Source organism: Bacillus rugosus (assembly GCF_023238245.1).
Taxonomy (GTDB): Bacteria; Bacillota; Bacilli; order Bacillales; family Bacillaceae; genus Bacillus; species Bacillus rugosus.
This window is the reverse complement of sequence record NZ_CP096590.1, coordinates 2,931,121-2,951,340: the sequence shown is the minus strand read 5'-3', so window position 1 is coordinate 2,951,340 and position 20,220 is coordinate 2,931,121. Positions and strand designations below refer to the sequence as shown.

The window sequence follows — 20,220 nt, the reverse complement described above, 5'->3', positions numbered from 1 at the left end:
ATGCCCAGTTGTGGTAAAATAGAAAAGTTGAATCTTCGTAGAAAATGGTGATGAAGAAACATGTCAAGCAAACTGTTAAGAGGCACGTTTGTATTAACGCTCGGTACATATATATCGCGGATTCTGGGAATGGTCTATTTAATTCCCTTCAGCATTATGGTCGGGGCGACAGGCGGTGCATTATTTCAATACGGATACAACCAATACACTTTATTTTTGAATATTGCTACGATGGGCTTTCCAGCCGCTGTTTCTAAATTTGTTTCCAAATATAATTCCAAAGGGGATTATGAAACAAGCAGAAAAATGCTCAAGGCGGGCATGTCGGTTATGCTCGTCACAGGAATGATTGCCTTTTTCATTCTGTATTTATCCGCTCCGATTTTTGCGGAAATATCGCTGGGAGGCAAGGATAATAACGGTTTGACAATTGATCATGTCGTCTATGTCATCCGCATGGTCAGCTTAGCGCTTTTGGTCGTGCCGATTATGAGCCTTGTCCGCGGATTCTTTCAAGGTCACCAAATGATGGGGCCGACAGCTGTTTCCCAAGTTGTTGAGCAGATTGTCCGCATCATCTTTTTACTCAGTGCGACATTCTTGATTTTGAAGGTTTTGAACGGCGGCCTTGTGATCGCTGTCGGTTATGCAACTTTCGCAGCGCTGATCGGCGCCTTCGGCGGACTGATCGTACTTTATATTTATTGGAACAAACGGAAGGGCAGTCTGCTGGCGATGATGCCCAATACGGGACCGACAGCAAACCTAAGCTACAAGAAAATGTTTTTTGAGCTGTTCAGCTATGCTGCTCCGTACGTTTTTGTCGGACTAGCCATCCCTTTGTATAACTATATTGATACAAATACGTTTAACAAAGCGATGATTGAAGCCGGCCATCAAGCCATCAGTCAGGACATGCTGGCGATTCTTACCCTGTATGTGCAGAAGCTCGTGATGATCCCGGTTTCCCTTGCAACGGCTTTCGGCCTGACATTAATTCCAACGATTACTGAATCGTTTACAAGCGGAAACTATAAGCTGCTGAATCAGCAGATCAATCAAACGATGCAGACGATCCTGTTTTTGATTATTCCGGCTGTTGTCGGTATCTCTCTATTGTCAGGACCTACGTATACGTTCTTTTACGGATCAGAGAGCCTTCATCCAGAACTGGGGGCAAACATTCTGCTTTGGTACTCGCCAGTTGCGATTCTGTTCTCTTTATTTACGGTCAACGCAGCCATTCTGCAGGGCATCAATAAACAAAAATTTGCGGTTGTCAGTCTAGTGATCGGCGTCGTGATCAAACTTGTGCTGAATGTTCCTTTGATCAAGCTGATGCAGGCTGACGGCGCGATTTTAGCGACAGCGCTTGGATATATCGCTTCACTTTTATACGGATTTATCATGATTAAGCGCCATGCAGGCTATTCGTACAAGATATTAGTCAAACGGACTGTTTTGATGCTGGTTTTATCAGCCATTATGGGTATTGCCGTGAAAATCGTACAGTGGCTATTAAGCTTCTTTATTTCCTACCAGGATGGCCAGGTGCAAGCTGCGATCGTTGTGGTGATTGCGGCCGCTGTTGGCGGAGCTGTCTACCTGTATTGTGGCTACCGATTAGGATTTTTGCAGAAAATATTAGGCCGCCGTTTGCCGGGGTTCTTAAAGAGAGGCAGACATGCCGGCTGATGAACAAATATATGAAACTGAGGGCTCGCATACTGCGGGCTTTCTTTTATAAAGGAGAGATTGGGTATGAGACTTGATAAGCTGCTTGCCAACAGCGGGTATGGTTCCAGAAAAGAAGTCAAAGCCGTTGTGAAGGCGGGGGCAGTCATGGTCGACGGCAAACCGGCCAAAGATGTAAAGGCGCACGTTGATCCAGATACGCAGGAGGTTACGGTATACGGGGAACCGGTTGATTACCGCGAGTTCATTTATCTTATGATGAATAAGCCGCAGGGAGTGCTGTCGGCGACTGAGGACAGCCGGCAGCAAACAGTGGTCGATCTGCTGACGCCGGAGGAGATAAGGTTTGAGCCGTTCCCCGCCGGCAGGCTTGATAAAGATACAGAGGGCTTTTTGCTGCTCACAAATGACGGCCAGCTCGCACATCGGCTCCTGTCGCCTAAAAAACATGTTCCCAAAACATATGAAGTCCATTTAAAATCACAGATTTCACCGGAAGGCATCTCCGATTTAGAAACGGGTGTCTACATTGAAGGCGGCTATAAAACAAAGCCGGCGAAAGTGGAAATCAAAGCAAACGACAACGGCAATACCGTGATATACCTGACGATTACAGAAGGAAAATACCATCAGGTCAAGCAGATGGCAAAGGCTGTCGGCAATGAAGTCATTTATCTAAAGCGACTTTCAATGGGGCCAGTTTCATTAGATCCCGCTCTGGAGCCGGGAGAATACCGTGAGCTTACAGAGGAAGAGCTAAAGTGGCTGAATGAGCCGCAAGCATAAAAAAATCCCGCATCGAAATGCGGGATTTTTTATTTATAAGCACACAAAAACAAGGCTCAGAAGTTTCTTCGCCCTGTATCTATCAGGCCGCTCGCAGGCGGCCCTATGTAATTTTTCAATTTATGAGGTAATCTTTACTTTCTTTCTCGTTGTCTCCCACTTGCCACGGCTTGGACTATGAACAAGATCATTATATGCCAACACATTTAAGTCTCTTTGAATCGTTCTAGGTGTAATGCCGAATTCGTCAACCAGTTCTTGTGTTGTCACAAGACCTTTTTCTTGGATAAACATGTAAACTGATTTGATTCGAGTTAGCATACGGTTTGTTGAAGGTTTCAAAAAACCACTCCCTATCATAAGATCGGATGGACTTGACTAACCACAACTCACGACTATCAACTGCGTACGAAATAGCAACAAAGGCAGACATCTGTAATGTTTAAAATAATTCGCCCTCATTATACACGATATCGCAGTGATGAATCTAGGGATAACTCCTATTAATTTTTTCCAATTTGAGCTGGGCAGCCATCCTTGTTGGATTACTATGTATTTCGACACAATATTATTATGGTTAAAGAAACTTTTTTTATTCTGTTTCGTAGTAAATTTTGGAGGTGGATGAGATTTGACAAAATTGCTTGAAGCTTCAATAGAACAGGCAGGGTATACAAGCCGAAAAAAGGTGCTCACCGATGTTTTTTTGGAAGTCGAAAAAGGGGAGCTAGTCGGTCTAATTGGAGCTAACGGCGCTGGAAAAAGCACCGCAATCAAGGCGATACTCGGCCTCTCAGAAGACTTTAAAGGGCATATTGCCTGGAACGACTGTACATTTGCATATATTCCAGAGCATCCGTCCTTTTACGAAGAATTAACGCTGTGGGAGCATTTGGATCTGATCAGCACGCTCCGCGGTATTGAAGAGAGTGAATTTGCGCACCGGGCCGAAAACTTGCTGCGAACGTTTTCGCTTGATCAAGTCATGCACGAGCTGCCTGTCACCTTTTCAAAAGGTATGCAGCAAAAACTGATGCTTATTCAGGCTTTTCTATCAAAGCCGGATATGTATGTGATTGATGAACCATTTATCGGCCTTGATCCGATATCGACGAAACGTTTTGTGGACATGCTTCAGGCTGAAAAAGATCGGGGCGCCGGCATTCTCATGTGTACACACGTACTCGATACCGCGGAAAAAATCTGCGACCGGTTTTACATGATTGAGAAAGGGTCTTTGTTTCTCCAGGGCACGTTTAAAGATATTCAGGACCAGACCGGATTAGCGGGGCAGTCATTGCTTGACTGTTTTTATAAGGCGGTCCAAGGTGATCAGCCATGAACGGGCGATCGCTCTTTTTTCGTAGGCTGTTTGACTATTATAGGTATCAGTTTAGAGTATTCCATGCGGTCATTGACTGGACAGTCGCTCTCTACATTGTTTTGCCGGGGCTTGCTTTTGTCATCTATCAGTATATCGATTTGATGAACGAAAGAGGCCTTTTTTATGAGTGGTCTGAAATGATGGAATGGAGATGGCTGTACGCTGTGTGTGTGCTGATCGTGTGCACAGGCTCAATCCATACGTTTTTAATGGAAGCAGACAAAGTGTTTTTGCTGCAAAAGAAAGAGATGATCTATCAGCTCAAACGGTACGCGCTGGTGTATTCTTTTTTGGTCACGCTCGCCAAATGGCTGTTGCTCTTTTTCATTGTTCTTCCCTTTATCAGTTATTCTGTTCACGTCACATTGGCAGAAAGTATTGCTCTATTGTGTTACCTGTTTGGCCTTCATACATTCTTTTTATCCTTAAAGCAAGACAGGGTCAGAAAGCCGCGTTCCATTTCGAGACGGATTGCCGAAATTCTTTTCAGGGCCGTTCTTTTCTCTGGTTCTACTGTCCTGATCGTTTTCACTGAGTGGCGTTTGCTTGCGCTCATTGGCATTTTGTTTTTGATATTCGCATTCGTCCGCGGTTTGAAAAAGGCAGCTTCGTTCTCGGCTTTTGAATCAGAGGTAACTGAAGAGAAAAAAAGCAGGCTTGCGCTTGCCGGGCTTGTGATGATGATGAGCCAGGAGGCGGGAATCCCGAAAGTGAAAGACAGGATGAGAAGAAAACCGTTATTATACCGAAATTCAAATAGGATATTTAAAAGACGGACGATCTGTACAGGCTATAAGGAATTGTTTTTTAAAGTCATGCTGAGGAATGGTGAGTATACGAGGCGGATGTGCATGCTGCTGTCAGCATTCATGATTCTTATCATTATGTCCCCAATCTGGCTGAAACTGATTGCGCTGCTGGTGTACATAGGCGTTTGCCGTTATATCCTAACGCTTATCTTTGACAAAGTGATGGATGCGCCTATTTTAATTGGAGCCGATAAGGAAAGTGATGAGTATTACCGGGCCAGAAAAAGCTGTATACACACGCTGCATTATGCGTTTGTCACCTGCTGTTTTTTAGCGGCTACTGTGTCTTTATTGTTTACATAAAAAACCCAAACGGCTGGCGTTTGGGTTTTCTCTATGTGTTATAAAATAAACAGCTGGATGAAAAACAGAATGGCGAAAATGATGACGAGCGGATGAATCTCTCTCCATTTTCCCCGCGCTGCTTTTACGATCGGATATGAAATAAAGCCGAGCGCAATTCCTGTAGAAATGCTGGATGTCAAAGGCATGGCCAGAATGACGAGAAACGCAGGAAATGCCTCGTCCATCTCTTTCCAATTCATATTGGAAACCGAGCTCATCATCAGGCTGCCGACAATAATCAAAGCAGGAGAGGTGATGGCGGCTATACCGGATAAGGCGCTGACTAGCGGACTGAAAAACATTGAAACCGCAAACAGCACCGCAACAGTCAAAGCCGTAAGCCCTGTTCTTCCCCCAGCTGCGACACCAGCGGAAGATTCGATAAATGCAGTTGTCGGACTTGTGCCGAAAACAGCTCCTACTGTCGTCGCGGTCGAATCTGCAAGCAGCGCTTTTCGCACGTTCGGCAGCTTGTTGTTCTTCATCAGCCCGGCTTGCTCGGCAACACCGATCATCGTGCCGGTCGTATCAAAAATCGTGACCAATAGAAAAGAAAAGACGACAGCGTACAGGCCGTGATGGACGACATCGCCAAAGGCGGAAAACGGATTAGAGATGATCAATCCTTCCGGCAAATGAGGAAGCGACATAAAGCCCTTTGGAAAATGCAGCTGCCCGGTAAAAAAGGCGATCAAAGCGGTAGCTGCCATTCCGATGAATAAGGCGCCGCTGACATTCAGCACCATTAAGACTACACTGATCAGTAGGCCGATCAGTGTTAATATAACACCAGGTGAATGCAGATTGCCGAGAGTAACCAGGTTTGACTCATCAGCCGCCACAATTCCCGCCTGCCGCAAACCGATAAAAGCAATAAACAGACCGATCCCTGTTGTGATCCCGTATTTTAAATTATTTGGAATCGCTTCTATAAGTTGTTTTCTTAAAGGTGTTAACGATAGAATAATGAAGAGAACCCCTGCTGTAAATACAGCGCTGAAAGCTGTTGCGTACGTAATGCCGCCATCGCTTGCGCTTACGACATGAAAGGCTAAATAAGCGTTCAAGCCCATGCCGGGCGCAATAGCAATCGGATAATTTGCTGCCAGGGCCATCCACAGCGTTCCGACAATGGAGGCAATAATCGTTGCGGTGAAAACCTGGTCGAAAGGAACTCCGGCGTTAGCCAGAATGACCGGATTAACCACGACGATATAGACCATTGTGAAAAAGGTGGTCAGCCCTGCTATGATTTCTTGCTTTATGGATGTTTGCTGCTCTTTTAGATGAAACATAGTATCCTCCAATTACGAACGTTTTAACAAAACACCATTAATATTATTCGTTTTATTTTGTTTTTGCAAGTCATTTCTTGCGGAAAGGGGATCGTTATGAACTGGGAAGTCGAAGTGATCAGAAAAAAAGAGGATTTAATTCGTGATACGCAGGAATTTTTGAGAATCAACAGTGTAATGGACGAAACAACCGCCGGACCCGGCAAACCGTTTGGAGAAGGAGTAAACGCCAGCCTGACTTCACTGCTGGAGCTCGGAGAAAAAGAAGGCTTTACAACAAAGAATCTTGACGGCTTCGCAGGTCATATTGAATGGGGAGAGGGCGATGACATTGTCGGCGTACTTTGCCATGTTGACGTCGTGCCGCCAGGAGACGGATGGACGAGTGATCCGTTTTCAGCTGATATCCGTAACGGACGAATTTATGCAAGAGGCGCCATTGATGACAAAGGTCCGACGATGGCAGCATTCTACGCGCTGAAAATCGTGAAAGATATGAATCTGCCGCTGTCCAAGCGTGTCAGAATCATTATCGGAACAGACGAAGAAAGCGATTGGAGATGTGTGGAGCATTATTTCAAGCTTGAAGAAATGCCAACGCTGGGATTTGCGCCTGACGCCGATTTTCCGATTATTAACGCGGAAAAAGGGATTGTTGATGCTTCATTACTCATCCCGCACCGCTCAAACCAAGCCAATGCAGAGGCAGTGCTTGTCTCATTTCAGTCAGGCCTTCGCTTGAACATGGTGCCTGACGCTGCGGAAGCTGTTATTAAAGGGCCGAAAAAAGAAGAGATTCTTGCTTCGTTTGAAGACATGCTTCGCACGACAGATCAAAAAGGAGAAGCTGGAATAGAGAACGGACAGCTCATTTTGCGTATGTACGGGCTTTCCTGCCATGCGATGGAACCGAATAATGGAATCAATGCCGGTCTTTTATTGTGTGAATTTCTCCAGCAGGCTGAGCTTGACGAAGCAGGACAGCGATTTGTGCAAGTCGTGACAGACAAGTTTTCAGACGATACGAGAGGAAAGAAACTGAATATTGATTGTGAGGATGACATTAGCGGCGAGCTTACATTAAATGTCGGAACACTGCGCTATACGGAAGGGCAAGGAGGAGAGCTCGGGATCAATATCCGCTATCCTGTAACCGCAGAAAGCAAAGTAATCCGCGATGCATTCGAAAGCGCATCTGAATTTGAGCTGGGAGAATTCAAAGACAGTAAGCCTCATCACGTGTCAGCAGACCATCCGTTAGTCAAAACTCTGCAAAAGGTTTATGAAGGCCAGCTGGGCAAAAAAGCTGATTTAATCTCAATCGGCGGGGGGACTTATGCTAGATCTTTAAAAGCCGGTGTCGCGTTCGGCCCGCTCTTCCCCGGACGTCCTGACAGCGCACACCAAAAGGATGAATATATCGAAATCGATGACCTGCTCAGATCGACAGCGCTATATGCGCAGGCGATCTACGAACTTGCAAAATAAAAGGACCGGCTTCTTCTGAAGCCAGTCCTTTTTTAAACAAATGACCATAAATCAGTTGATAAATACCGTTCTCCCGTATCGGCTATCATACAGACTACGACTTGGTCAGGAGAGAGGCGTTTCGCTGTTTCGATTGCCGCGAAGCAGGCAGCGCCTGACGAAGGCCCGACAAGAATTCCTTCTTCAGCAGCGAGGCGTCTAGTCGTCGTATAGGCGTCTTCATCAGAAATTTTGATAATTTCATCATATACGTCTTGATTTAAAATCGGAGGTATGAAACCTGGGCTTGTCCCTACAAGCTTATGTGCACCGGGTTTTCCTCCGGATAATACAGGCGAACCCGCAGGCTCGACAACATGAACCGTGATATCCGGAAAAAGCTCTTTGAGCGCTTCACCTGTTCCGGTAATGGTTCCGCCCGTTCCGGAAGACGCTACAAAAGCGCCGAGCGGTTTTCCGATTTCCTCTATTGCCCGGGCAATTTCAGGTGCCGTCGTTTTCCGGTGCGCGTCAGGATTCGCAGTGTTATCGAACTGCATTGGAATATAGCTGTTCGGAATTTGTTCGGCAAGCTCTTTTGCTTTTTTGATGCTGCCCGGCATTCTTTCCGCTCCGGGTGTTAATACAACTTCTGCGCCGTAAGCTTTTAATAGGTTGATCCGTTCCTTCGTCATCGTATCAGGCATAACTAAGATCGCTTTATAGCCGCGTGCTGCCGCATTCATGGCGAGTCCGATTCCGGTATTTCCGCTTGTCGGCTCTATAATAACTGAGCCCGGCTGGAGCAAACCGTTTTGTTCTGCTTCTATGATCATATGATAAGCGGCTCTGTCTTTCACACTGCCGCTTGGATTGAAGAATTCAAGCTTTAAATAGACTTGTGCTGCATTTTCCGGCTGAAGCCGATTCAATCTCACAAGCGGTGTATCTCCTATCAGATCAGCTGTGTTTTTAACGATTTTCAACATTGTCATTCCTTTCTGAATAAAACAAGTGTCATATAATATCCTAACATAATAAACGTTTGTGTGAGAGTGTTTTCATACACTGTTCCTCTATTCGCACAGCCTCTTTATTGATAAAATAATAGCTGTTAAAGAAGGGAGTATCAGACGGATGCCAGATATACGGCCTCATTATTTCATCGGTGTTCCCATTCCTGAGGGAATTGCAAATCCGATTTACCAAGCTGCGAAAAACGAGCCAGTTTTGACATTTCAAAAATGGGTGCACCCGCTTGACTACCATATCACGTTGATTTTTCTCGGAGCGGCGGATGAGACACAAATCCAGCAGCTTGAAGGCTCACTAGCTGTGATTGCTTCAGAAACTGATCCGTTTCCGATTGAGTTTGGCAAAATAGATGTATTCGGCGACCGCAGAAGGCCGCGTGTTTTACATCTGGAGCCAAAGAAAAACAGAACGCTTGAAATGCTGCGGGAACATATGAAACAGGCTGTTCTTCAAGCCGGCTTTCAAGTGGAAAAAAGACCGTATCACCCTCATATGACGCTGGCTAGAAAATGGACAGGCGAGGAAGGATTTCCGGCACATGTTCCGTTTGAAAGCGGCGAGGTTTCGATGATGGCTGAACGGTTTTCGCTCTTTCAAATACACTTGAATCAATCACCAAAATATGAGGAAATAGTCAAATTTCATTTATCTTAATTCATTGCGGAGTGGAGAAACGAATATGGCACAAATCATCAAAATTCATGATTATATATCGAGATATGAGCTTGATCCGTACCATTATATGAACCAGTTTGTACGGCTGAAAAAAGAGCGCTGGCTTTCACTATTAGAAGCAGCGGAGCGCCAGCATGAAGCAAGACAAGCCAGTGCCGAAGAGCCGGAACCGGTGCAGAAACGAAAAAAATTTTCATTGAAAAGAAGAAAAGAAGAGATAAAAGCCGATATACAAGAAGAGAGACACCAATGGTTTGAGGAAGAAGACGATCTACATGTAAGGCTGCCGAAGAGCAGGATGGCGCTTGCTTCTTTTTATAAAAGACATTTATATGACTTTCAGCTTAAGTGGGCAAGCTCTACTCTTTCAGAAATATCTCATCTCTCAAACCAGGTGAAGCAAGACCGCATTTTGCGTTATCTGACCCAGCAGCTGCCTGATTCTTATTTCATTATGTATAAACCTGTACTGCAAATTCAGCAGGCGGCGGTTGAATTAAGCATTGTGGTTATTTCCCCGCTTGACATTTATTGCGTTTCTTTTTTAGAGGCGGAGGAAGACAGTGTGTACATCGGGTCTAAAAATCGTTTTTGGGAGAAGAAAACAGCCTCTCAGACTGCATCAGTGTTAAATCCGGGGTTGAGCCTGTTTCGCACGGATTCCGTTGTGTCAAAGATCATAAAGGAAAAACAGGCTGAGATTCCGGTTCGAAAATTGCTTCTGAGCAGAACGTCGTACATCGATTACCCGGAACCGCCATACGGCTTAGAAATAGCAGATAAGCGGGGCGCAGAAGAATGGATTGAGCGGCAGAAGAAAAATACTGCTCCGATTAAACATCATCAGGTAAAGGCTGCAAAGGCCCTATTGTCTTACTGCATGTCTGACTCCTATCGCAGACAAGAGTGGCTGGAGTAAAAGAGAACGATTTGAGCGGTTTTCTCATAACATAAGCAGGTGAGAAAAGTGAGCCATTGGTTTTTTATTATTAATCCGACAGCAGGGCATCGAAACGGCCTGCGGGTTTGGAAGTCCATTCAAAAGGAATTGATCAAACGAAAGATTGAGCACCGTTCATTTTTAACTGAACATCCGGGACACGCTGAGGTGCTCGCCAGGCAGATTTCAACGATACAGGAATATAAGCTGAAGCGCCTGATTGTCATTGGCGGAGACGGAACCATGCATGAAGTTGTTAACGGGTTGAAAGATGTTGACGATATTGAACTGAGCTTTGTGCCGGCGGGCGCGTATAATGATTTTTCGAGAGGATTCTCTATTAAAAAAATCGATCTGATAAAGGAAATCAAGAAGTTAAAGCGTCCGTTAACCCGAACCTTTCATTTAGGGAGCGTCAATTTCCTGCAGGATAAATCGCAGATTCTTTATTTTATGAATCATATCGGGATTGGGTTTGACGCATATGTCAATAAAAAGGCGATGGAATTTCCGTTGAAACGTTTTTTTCTTTTTCTTCGCCTTCGATTTCTTGTGTATCCGCTTTCTCATTTGCATGCCTCGGCGACCTTTAAGCCGTTTTCATTAGCCTGTACAATAGAAGGAGAAACGCAAGAATTTCATGATGTCTGGTTTGCAGTTGTATCCAACCATCCATTTTACGGGGGCGGCATGAAGGCGGCGCCGCTTGCAAATCCGCGTGAGAAGGCATTTGATATCGTGGTCGTTGAAAATCAGCCGTTCTTGAAAAAATATTGGCTTTTATGTCTGATGGCATTTGGAAAACATACAAAGATGGACGGCGTTACGATGTTTAAAGCAAAGGACATTACGTTTTACACGAAGGACAAAATTCCGTTCCATGCTGACGGAGAAATCATGGGCACCACCCCGTTTCGTCTGGCATCGAGTCCTTCGCCCCTAAAGGTCAAAACATAAACGTGTTTGGAGGAGAGAGCTTCCAATGGTCAGCATCAGCCGCAGCTTCGAAGCGTATGTCGATGACATAAATATCATTACCATTCTGATTCCCGCTGAACAAAAAGAAATCATGAAACCGCCTTTTTGGCTTGAGACAGAAACTGCAGTTTTTCCTCTGGCTGTCAGGGAAGAATACCGTCTTGAATCAGCATACAAGTTTGTTTGCGTATCTGACCGTCCAATGACATTCGGAAAAATGCATGCCGTCAGAGCGTCCAGCGGCGACAAAACGGATCTCCAAATTGGCGCGGTCATCCGGACGGACGCCTTTGATGACTCATTCTATTATGACGGAGAGCTGGGGGCCGTTTACACTGCGGATTATACTGAATTTAAAGTATGGGCGCCTGTCGCAACCTCAGCTGCAGTCAAGCTTTCACATCCAAATAAAAGCGGGCGCACATTCCAAATGATTCGGATGGAAAAAGGAGTCTACACCGTTACTGTCACTGGTGATCTCCACGGGTATGAGTATGTGTTCTGCATCTGCAACAATTCAGAATGGACAGAAACGGTTGACCCGTATGCAAAGGCGGTGACAGTAAATGGAGAGAAGGGGGTCGTCCTGCGCCCGGATCAAGTGAAGTGGGCTGGCCCGCTCAAACCATTCTCAAACCCTGTGGATGCCGTCATCTATGAGATGCACATCCGCGACTTCTCCATCCATGAAAACAGCGGCATGAAAAACAAGGGGAAATACTTAGCGCTGACGGAAACGGATACGCAAACCGCAAATGGCTGTTCTTCCGGTCTGGCGTATGTAAAAGAGCTCGGTGTTACACACGTAGAGCTTCTGCCGGTAAATGATTTTGCCGGAGTTGATGAAGAGAAGCCGCTTGATGCTTACAATTGGGGTTATAACCCGCTTCATTTTTTTGCCCCGGAGGGAAGCTATGCCTCAAATCCTCATGATCCTCAAACAAGAAAAACAGAGTTAAAACAAATGATTAAAACCCTTCATCAGCACGGCCTGCGAGTCATTCTGGATGTCGTCTATAACCACGTCTATGAGAGGGAGAATTCCCCTTTTGAAAAGACAGTGCCAGGTTATTTTTTTCGGCATGACGAATTTGGGATGCCTTCAAACGGCACCGGCGTTGGCAATGATGTCGCGTCAGAAAGACGGATGGCGCGAAAATTCATTGCGGATTGCGTCACCTACTGGATAGAGGAATACGATGTCGACGGCTTCCGCTTTGATCTGCTCGGCATTTTAGATATTGATACGGTGCTTTATATGAAGGAAAAAGCAACTGCGATAAAGCCAGGAATCCTGCTCTTCGGGGAAGGATGGGATTTGGCGACACCGCTGCCGCATGAACAAAAAGCGATTTTGGCGAACGCTACAAAAATGCCGGGCATCGGCTTTTTTAATGATACGTTTCGTGACGCTGTGAAAGGGAATACCTTTCACCCCATGGCAGCGGGCTTTGCGCTCGGAAGCGGTGAAGCTGCGGAAACCGTCATGCACGGAATTGCAGGCTCTTCCGGATGGAAGGTATTAGCACCGATTGTTCCTGAACCCAGCCAGTCCATCAACTATGTTGAGTCACACGACAATCACACCTTTTGGGATAAAATGGGCTTTGCGCTTTCTAAAGAAACTGACAGCCAAAAGAGAAGCAGGCAAAGGCTGGCAGCGGCGATCATCTTGCTTGCCCAAGGGGTGCCGTTCATTCACAGCGGACAGGAATTTTTCAGGACGAAGCAGGGAGTGGAAAACAGCTATCAATCCAGTGACAGCATCAACCAGCTGGATTGGGATCGTCGTGAAACGTTCAAAGAAGATGTTGACTATATCCGCAGGCTGATTTCGCTGAGATTAACGCATCGTGCATTTCGTCTTAATTCCGCTGCAGACATCCAGCGTCATCTTGAATGTTTAACGCTAAAAGAACACCTTATCGCATACAGGCTTTATGACCTTAACGAGATTGATGAATGGGAAGACATCATCGTCATTCATCACGCGAGTCCGGACTTCGTTGAATGGAAGCTGCCAAACGATAAAACGTACCGGCTTTTATGTGATACTTCAGGCTTTCATCATCAAATAGAAATTAAGAAAGCGGTTGCGGTAAACGGCATCGGAACGGTTATCTTATATTTAGCATCAGATCTTAAGAGTTTTGCTTGACGAAGTTTGTGCTATAGCGCTAAAATTTAAAGGACGGCTATTGATTAGCATATGAGACTCTCAATAGCTGTCTTTTTTATTTTCATACGATTCGTACGAAAAAGGCACTCGCTGGATAGACTAGAGACGATTAGCCTTTATTCTAAAATATTTTAAGAAATGATGGGTTGAACATTGATATGAACTGGTTGGGACAATTACTAGGTAGCGATTGGGAGATCTTCCCCGCCGGAGGAGCTACAGGAGATGCATATTATGCGAAACATAACGGGCAGCAGCTTTTTTTAAAACGTAATAGCTCACCTTTTTTAGCTGTTTTATCCGCCGAAGGCATTGTTCCGAAGCTGGTTTGGACAAAACGGATGGAAAATGGGGACGTCATTACGGCTCAGCACTGGATGACCGGCAGAGAGCTGAAGCCTAAAGATATGAGCGGACGGCCCGTTGCTGAATTGCTTCGTAAAATACACACATCAAAAGCCTTGCTGGACATGCTAAAGAGACTTGGAAAAGAACCGCTGAACCCGGAGGCTCTTCTGTCTCAGCTGAAGCAAGCTGTATTTAGTGTGCAGCAATCTTCGCCGCTGATTCAAGAAGGAATCAAGTATTTAGAAGAACATCTGCATGAAGTGCATTTCGGTGAGAAAGTCGTTTGCCATTGTGATGTCAATCATAATAACTGGCTATTGTCTGAAGACAACCAGCTGTATTTAATTGACTGGGACGGCGCCATGATCGCTGATCCGGCGATGGATCTAGGGCCTTTGCTGTACCACTACGTCGAAAAGCCAGCTTGGGAGAGCTGGCTGAGCATGTACGGCATTGAGTTAACAGAAAGCCTGCGGTTACGAATGGCTTGGTATGTGTTATCTGAAACAATCACTTTCATTGCCTGGCACAAAGCAAAAGGCAATGATAAGGAATTTCATGACGCAATGGAAGAACTGCATATTCTCATGAAACGTATCGTTGAATAATCAGGAATACGAATCCATCTGCTCTACCCATTGAGACAGGCTGTTCTGATGCTCTTGTATGTGTGAGTCGATGGATTTGGACGATATTCCTGATTGGCTGTAGCGGTAAACATCTTCCAGCACGTTTTTGAAGTTTGAATCGAGCTCGGTGTTTGCCATCAGCGATTTAATCACACGCTCAAGCTGCTCGTACTCTGCGACGGTTCCGCAGCAGTCCAATTGATGGTCAGTCAATATATCCTTCAATAAATGAACTTGATGCTCATAATGTAAACCCATAACGGTACACATCCCTTCAGTATCATACGGGTTAAATTGTTCAAAATAGAGCGTTTTTATGCATGTAAAAGGAGTGTTCCGGCAGACGGAAACTTCTTTTTTTATATAATCGGCCCTAGAAGGCACACTGGAAAAACGATCTTGCGGGTCTTTTTAATTCATGGTATGTTGTTAGTCGAAATAATAGATAGAGGTGTCAATCATATGAGAATGCGCCACAAGCCTTGGGCTGATGACTTTTTGGCTGAGAACGCAGATATTGCCATCAGCAATCCTGCTGATTATAAAGGAAAATGGAACACAGTGTTTGGCAACGACAATCCGATTCATATCGAAGTTGGTACAGGAAAAGGGCAATTCATTTCAGGAATGGCCAAACAAAATCCGGACATCAATTATATTGGGATTGAGTTATTTAAAAGCGTTATCGTGACAGCCGTCCAAAAAGTAAAAGACAGCGAAACGCCGAATGTAAAGCTTCTGAATATAGACGCGGACACGCTGACGGATGTGTTTGAGCCGGGTGAAGTCAAACGGGTCTACTTGAACTTTTCTGATCCGTGGCCGAAGAAACGCCACGAAAAACGCCGTCTGACATATTCCCACTTCCTCAAAAAATATGAAGAAGTAATGGGAAAAGGCGGAGCGATTCATTTTAAAACGGACAACCGCGGCTTGTTTGAGTACTCTTTGAAGAGCTTTTCTGAGTACGGCCTGCTGCTGACATATGTCAGTCTCGATTTGCATAACAGCAATCTGGAAGGCAATATTATGACAGAATATGAAGAAAAATTCTCAGCACTCGGCCAGCCGATCTATCGGGCTGAGGTTGAATGGAGAACGTAAAACAGACTCTGACAGGAGTCTGTTCAGTTTATTGACAAAATCCTAAAACAGTTTATTGTTTTAGGATTTTGTCATCTTTTCAGCGTAATTGAAAACCCTTGAAGTCTAGGAAGGGCGAGCACGGGAGCGTAGCGAATGCTAAAATTCGTGAGCACCGGAGCGCAGTCCTGACAACGAATGCAAGGGTTTGCCGACACGATGAACAGACTCTGACAGGAGTCTGTTTTTTTTATGGCCCGTTTGCTACCATGATGACAGGGGGGGATGAAAATGGAAACAATGAAAATTGGAAACATCATGTTGACCTGGCTTGATGGAGGCGTGACGCATATGGACGGAGGCGCCATGTTCGGCGTCGTTCCAAAGCCGCTATGGTCCAAAAAATATCCAGTCAATGAAAAAAACCAGATTGAACTAAGGACAGATCCTATCCTCATTCAAAAGGACGGGCTCAATATCATCGTCGACGCCGGAATTGGGTCCGGCAAGATGACTGATAAACAAAAACGAAACTATGGAGTGACACAAGAGTCGAGCGTGAAAGCATCATTAACGGCACTTGGATTGACGGTTGCTGATGTAGACGTAGTCGCTATGACACATCTTCATTTCGACCATGCATGCGGTTTAACGGAATATGAAGGAGATCAGCTCGTCTCTGTCTTTCCGAATGCAGTGATTTATGCATCAGCTGTTGAATGGAATGAAATGCGCCATCCAAATATCAGATCGAAAAATACGTATTGGAAAGAAAACTGGGAGGCTGTTGCCGGCCAAGTCAAAACCTTTGAAGACACCTTAACGATCACAGAGGGAATTACTATGCACCACACCGGAGGCCATAGCGACGGACACAGTGTACTTATATGCGAGGATGCGGGTGAAACCGCCGTACATATGGCAGATCTGATGCCGACACACGCCCACCGCAATCCGCTATGGGTGCTGGCTTACGATGATTATCCGATGACCTCTATACCGCAAAAGCAGAAGTGGCAGGCATTTGCAGCGGAAAGAGACGCTTGGTTTATTTTTTATCATGATGCTGGATTTCGCGCGCTTAAATGGGATGAGGATGGAAACATCAAAGATTCAGTCAAGCGAATGAAGCAATAGCATATTTTTATGTTTACCCTGCATGTTTTCCGGCTAATAATGCAAACCTAGTACTAATTATGCTCAGAAAGGAAGAGGCAGGGTGAAACAATTCAAAGTAACAAACGAAGGAGACATTCAAACAACATTAAGAGGCCTTGAAGTACTCTCTGTTCCTTTTTTGAACAAAGGTGTTGCTTTTACTGAGGAAGAAAGAAAAGAACTTGGTTTAAAAGGCTTTCTGCCGCCGAAGGTATTAACGATTGAAGATCAGGCGAAAAGAGCGTACGAACAATATTCCGCACAGCCTGACGATTTGAGCAAGAATGTCTATTTAACGGCACTACACGATCGGAATGAAACGCTGTTTTACCGCCTGTTAAATGACCATTTAGGGGAAATGCTCCCGATTGTCTACACGCCGACAGTCGGAACGGCGATCCAGAGATACAGCCATGAATACAGAAAGCCTAGAGGACTCTATCTGTCAATCGATGACCCGGACGGTATGAAAGAAGCATTTAAACAGTATAAAGATCAAAGCGATACGATTGATTTAATTGTTGCAACTGATGCGGAAGGAATTTTAGGAATCGGAGACTGGGGCGTCGGCGGAATCGCGATTTCTATCGGCAAACTTGCGGTTTATACGGCAGCTGCCGGCATTGACCCAAGCAGAGTGCTGGCTGTCGTTTTAGATGCGGGGACAAATCAGGAGAGCCTCTTAAACGACCCGCTTTATGTCGGCAATCAGCATTCCAGAGTGCGTGGGGAACGCTATGACCAATTTATTGACGATTATGTTGCGCTGGCAAGAGAAACGTTCCCCAATGCATTGCTGCACTGGGAGGATTTCGGAGCGAAAAATGCGCGCAGCATTTTGAAACGCTATAAAGATAAAGTATGTACATTTAATGATGATATCCAAGGTACAGGCGCTGTTTCACTGGCGGCAGTCTTATCCTGTGCAAAAGCGTCTAAAGTGCCGTTGAGGGATCACAGAGTTGTCATATTCGGAGCGGGAACAGCAGGAATCGGAATAGCTGAACAGCTGCGGGAAGCATTGGTGCGCGAAGGGCTGAGTGAGGAAGAATCATACCAGCGCTTCTGGTGCATAGACCGAAACGGGCTGTTAACAGATGATATGGATCAGCTTCTCGATTTCCAAAAGCCTTATGCCCGTCCGGCTGATGAGGTGAAGGATTATCGGCGGAACGGAGAAGGCGGGGGGATTGATCTCCTTGAAGTGGTCCGGCAGGCGAAACCGACGATCCTGATCGGGACATCAACTGTTTCCGGCGCATTTACTGAAGAAATTGTAAAAGAAATGGCTTCACACGTAAAACGTCCGGCCATTTTGCCGATGTCAAATCCGACAACTCTTTCTGAAGCAAAACCGCAGGATTTAATCGAATGGACGGAGGGCCGCGCGCTGGTCACGACAGGAAGCCCGTTTTCCCCGGTGGAATATAACGGCGTAACGTACCATATCGGCCAAGCAAACAACGCGCTTGTTTTCCCCGGGCTCGGGCTTGGAACAATTGTCACCAAATCAAAATTAATAACTGATGGCATGTTTGAAGCATGTGCACGCGCGATTGCAAGTATGGTCAATGTCGGTGTGCCTGGCGCGCCGATGCTTCCGAAAGTAGAGGATTTGCGGACTGTATCGGCAACCGTTGCAGTTGAAGTCGCTAAAACCACAATTAAAGAAGGCGTTGCGACGGAAGAGCCTGACGACATCATACAGGCTGTGCAGGACGCGATGTGGTATCCGGTATATAAACCAATTCGCGCGATATAATAAAAAAGAGCCGCTGCATGGGCAGCGGCTTTTATTTTACGCTTGTCCGGTATTAAGAGGCGATTGTATCAATAACATCTACAATTTCCCCCGTTTTCGCATCCACCATGACCTCATACTGCTCTAATTCTCCGAAAGCTGATCGTGTAATGCCGGTTTTGTACACCTGTACCGTTTCTCCGTTCAATTTGTAAGGCTCGGGCTGGGTGTAAATCCATGATCCGTCAATCGGCCCCCGCTGCTTAAAAGCGGATTTTACGATTCGAAGCGCTTTTTCTGAAGAAATATAAGGCTTCATCACATATTGTTTCACAACGACTGCCGTACAAATGCCAAGTCCTGCTCCTAAAAGAAGATGACGCAATTTCAAAATAAAGCACCTCCTGGTTGATCGTACTTTTCATTATACAGAAACCGCCAAATCCTGTTAAGCAATACGCGGCTGATTGAGCAGATTCGGTCAGGGTGCTTGGAAAACTTGATTTTTTCTAATAAAATAAAAGGACTACATAGAAATGAGGGGAAAACATGAATCAAGAAACGAAAGCGCTTTTCCAAACACTGACGCAGCTTCCCGGCGCGCCGGGCAATGAGCATCAGGTTCGTGCTTTTATGAAGCAGGAGCTTGCTAAATATGCCGATGACATCGTTCAGGACAGACTGGGAAGTGTTTTCGGAGTCAGAAAAGGCGAAGAGGGCGCACCGAGAATCATGGTAGCCGGGCATATGGATGAAGTCGGCTTCATGGTCACATCCATTACAGACAACGGGCTGCTCAGATTCCAGACACTCGGGGGCTGGTGGAGCCAGGTGCTGCTTGCACAGCGAGTTGAAATTCAAACTGATAACGGGCCGATTCCAGGTGTGATTTCAAGCATACCGCCGCATCTGCTGACAGATGCTCAGCGAAATCGCCCGATGGATATCAAAAACATGATGATCGATATAGGAGCGGATGATAAGGAAGACGCTATCAAAATTGGCATAAAACCGGGGCAGCAGATTGTTCCTGTCTGTCCATTTACGACGATGGCAAATGAAAAGAAAATTTTATCAAAAGCGTGGGATAACCGGTATGGATGCGGCTTGAGCATTGAACTTCTGAAAGAATTGCACGGAAAAGAACTTCCGAACACGCTTTATGCGGGTGCTACGGTTCAGGAAGAAGTGGGGCTGAGAGGCGCGCAGACGGCTTCCCATATGATTAAACCAGACTTGTTTTTTGCGCTTGACGCAAGTCCGGCAAACGATATGAGCGGTGACAAAAATGAATTTGGCCAGCTTGGAAAAGGCTTTTTGCTCCGGATTCTTGACAGAACGACAGTCATGCACCGCGGAATGAGAGAATTTGTTCTTGATATGGCGGAATCACATGATATTCCATATCAATATTTTGTATCAGGCGGGGGAACAGATGCAGGGAGAGTTCATATTTCGAACAGCGGTGTTCCTTCAGCAGTTATCGGAATTTGTTCCCGCTACATTCATACGAACGCTTCTATCATTCATATTGATGATTATGCTGCTGCTAAAGAAATGCTCATCAAACTTGTAACAGCCTGCGATAAGCAGACGGTGGATGCAATTAAAGAAAATATGTAGGATTACATGAAAGCTTGTTGAACGGGGCAGTAAGCCCGGATCGACAAGCT

General features: G+C 45.6%; 19 protein-coding genes. 14 read left to right on the top strand and 5 right to left on the bottom strand.

Translation table 11 applies throughout. The annotated features are described in order from the left end of the window. Nucleotides 1-60: 60 nt before the first annotated feature. Both murJ and M0696_RS14980 read left to right on the top strand, forming a co-directional pair. Nucleotides 61-1,695, top strand: coding sequence for a lipid II flippase MurJ (murJ, locus tag M0696_RS14985; protein ID WP_166849491.1), 1,635 nt, complete (start codon nt 61-63; stop codon nt 1,693-1,695). Nucleotides 1,696-1,761: 66 nt separating this feature from the next. Continuing rightward, nucleotides 1,762-2,481, top strand: a complete 720-nt coding sequence (locus tag M0696_RS14980) for a pseudouridine synthase (protein ID WP_248602108.1) — start codon at nt 1,762-1,764, stop codon at nt 2,479-2,481. Between the two features lie 120 nt (nt 2,482-2,601). On the opposite strand, the gene M0696_RS14975 is transcribed toward M0696_RS14980, so the two are convergent. Next, nucleotides 2,602-2,823: a DeoR family transcriptional regulator gene (locus M0696_RS14975; protein WP_003152337.1), complete on the bottom strand. Its 222-nt coding sequence runs from the start codon at nt 2,821-2,823 to the stop codon at nt 2,602-2,604. A gap of 289 nt (nt 2,824-3,112) precedes the next feature. Here M0696_RS14975 and M0696_RS14970 point away from each other — a divergent pair, with 289 nt between their 5' ends. Both M0696_RS14970 and M0696_RS14965 read left to right on the top strand, forming a co-directional pair. Next, entirely contained in the window at nt 3,113-3,823 is a 711-nt protein-coding gene (locus M0696_RS14970) for an ABC transporter ATP-binding protein (RefSeq protein WP_222143356.1), read from the top strand. Further along, nucleotides 3,820-4,977 carry an ABC transporter permease gene (locus M0696_RS14965; RefSeq protein WP_248602107.1) on the top strand — a complete coding sequence of 386 codons (1,158 nt, stop codon included), beginning with the start codon at nt 3,820-3,822 and terminating at the stop codon, nt 4,975-4,977. Before M0696_RS14970 ends, M0696_RS14965 begins: the two co-directional genes overlap by 4 nt. Before the next feature lie 38 nt (nt 4,978-5,015). Here the strand turns inward: M0696_RS14965 and pbuO are convergent, their stop codons facing one another. Next, complete coding sequence (pbuO, locus tag M0696_RS14960) at nt 5,016-6,314, bottom strand: hypoxanthine/guanine permease PbuO (protein ID WP_166849503.1); 1,299 nt, start codon at nt 6,312-6,314, stop codon at nt 5,016-5,018. Between the two features lie 96 nt (nt 6,315-6,410). Between pbuO and pepV the strand changes: the two genes are divergently transcribed. Continuing rightward, nucleotides 6,411-7,802, top strand: a complete 1,392-nt coding sequence (gene pepV, locus M0696_RS14955) for a dipeptidase PepV (protein ID WP_248602106.1) — start codon at nt 6,411-6,413, stop codon at nt 7,800-7,802. A gap of 32 nt (nt 7,803-7,834) precedes the next feature. Here the strand turns inward: pepV and cysK are convergent, their stop codons facing one another. After that, complete coding sequence (gene cysK, locus M0696_RS14950; protein ID WP_222143353.1) at nt 7,835-8,770, bottom strand: cysteine synthase A; 936 nt, start codon at nt 8,768-8,770, stop codon at nt 7,835-7,837. Nucleotides 8,771-8,918: 148 nt separating this feature from the next. Between cysK and thpR the strand changes: the two genes are divergently transcribed. From thpR to M0696_RS14925, 5 genes are all read left to right on the top strand, one after another. Continuing rightward, the gene (gene thpR, locus M0696_RS14945) at nt 8,919-9,470 is read left to right on the top strand and encodes an RNA 2',3'-cyclic phosphodiesterase (RefSeq protein WP_222143352.1); all 552 of its coding nucleotides are present in this window, start codon (nt 8,919-8,921) and stop codon (nt 9,468-9,470) included. A 25-nt stretch (nt 9,471-9,495) separates the two neighbouring features. Next, nucleotides 9,496-10,410 (top strand): hypothetical protein, encoded by a 915-nt coding sequence (locus M0696_RS14940; RefSeq protein ID WP_248602105.1) that lies wholly within the window; start codon nt 9,496-9,498, stop codon nt 10,408-10,410. A 48-nt stretch (nt 10,411-10,458) separates the two neighbouring features. After that, entirely contained in the window at nt 10,459-11,388 is a 930-nt protein-coding gene (locus tag M0696_RS14935; protein ID WP_248602104.1) for a YegS/Rv2252/BmrU family lipid kinase, read from the top strand. Nucleotides 11,389-11,413: 25 nt separating this feature from the next. Next, entirely contained in the window at nt 11,414-13,567 is a 2,154-nt protein-coding gene (gene pulA, locus M0696_RS14930) for a type I pullulanase (protein WP_248602103.1), read from the top strand. Nucleotides 13,568-13,746: 179 nt separating this feature from the next. Then, nucleotides 13,747-14,544 carry a phosphotransferase family protein gene (locus tag M0696_RS14925; RefSeq protein WP_166849526.1) on the top strand — a complete coding sequence of 266 codons (798 nt, stop codon included), beginning with the start codon at nt 13,747-13,749 and terminating at the stop codon, nt 14,542-14,544. Here the strand turns inward: M0696_RS14925 and M0696_RS14920 are convergent, their stop codons facing one another. After that, nucleotides 14,545-14,823 (bottom strand): YtzH-like family protein, encoded by a 279-nt coding sequence (locus M0696_RS14920; protein WP_003237926.1) that lies wholly within the window; start codon nt 14,821-14,823, stop codon nt 14,545-14,547. A 204-nt stretch (nt 14,824-15,027) separates the two neighbouring features. Between M0696_RS14920 and trmB the strand changes: the two genes are divergently transcribed. From trmB to M0696_RS14905, 3 genes are all read left to right on the top strand, one after another. Next, nucleotides 15,028-15,669 (top strand): tRNA (guanosine(46)-N7)-methyltransferase TrmB, encoded by a 642-nt coding sequence (trmB, locus tag M0696_RS14915; protein ID WP_166849532.1) that lies wholly within the window; start codon nt 15,028-15,030, stop codon nt 15,667-15,669. A gap of 270 nt (nt 15,670-15,939) precedes the next feature. Beyond that, nucleotides 15,940-16,785, top strand: a complete 846-nt coding sequence (locus M0696_RS14910) for a YtnP family quorum-quenching lactonase (RefSeq protein ID WP_222143349.1) — start codon at nt 15,940-15,942, stop codon at nt 16,783-16,785. A gap of 82 nt (nt 16,786-16,867) precedes the next feature. Beyond that, nucleotides 16,868-18,568 (top strand): NAD-dependent malic enzyme, encoded by a 1,701-nt coding sequence (locus M0696_RS14905; RefSeq protein WP_222143348.1) that lies wholly within the window; start codon nt 16,868-16,870, stop codon nt 18,566-18,568. Nucleotides 18,569-18,620: 52 nt separating this feature from the next. On the opposite strand, the gene M0696_RS14900 is transcribed toward M0696_RS14905, so the two are convergent. Next, nucleotides 18,621-18,938 carry a PepSY domain-containing protein gene (locus tag M0696_RS14900; RefSeq protein WP_166849540.1) on the bottom strand — a complete coding sequence of 106 codons (318 nt, stop codon included), beginning with the start codon at nt 18,936-18,938 and terminating at the stop codon, nt 18,621-18,623. A gap of 158 nt (nt 18,939-19,096) precedes the next feature. On the opposite strand from M0696_RS14900, the gene M0696_RS14895 reads away from it, so the two are divergent. Beyond that, nucleotides 19,097-20,170 (top strand): M42 family metallopeptidase, encoded by a 1,074-nt coding sequence (locus M0696_RS14895; protein WP_166849543.1) that lies wholly within the window; start codon nt 19,097-19,099, stop codon nt 20,168-20,170. Nucleotides 20,171-20,220: the final 50 nt, after the last annotated feature.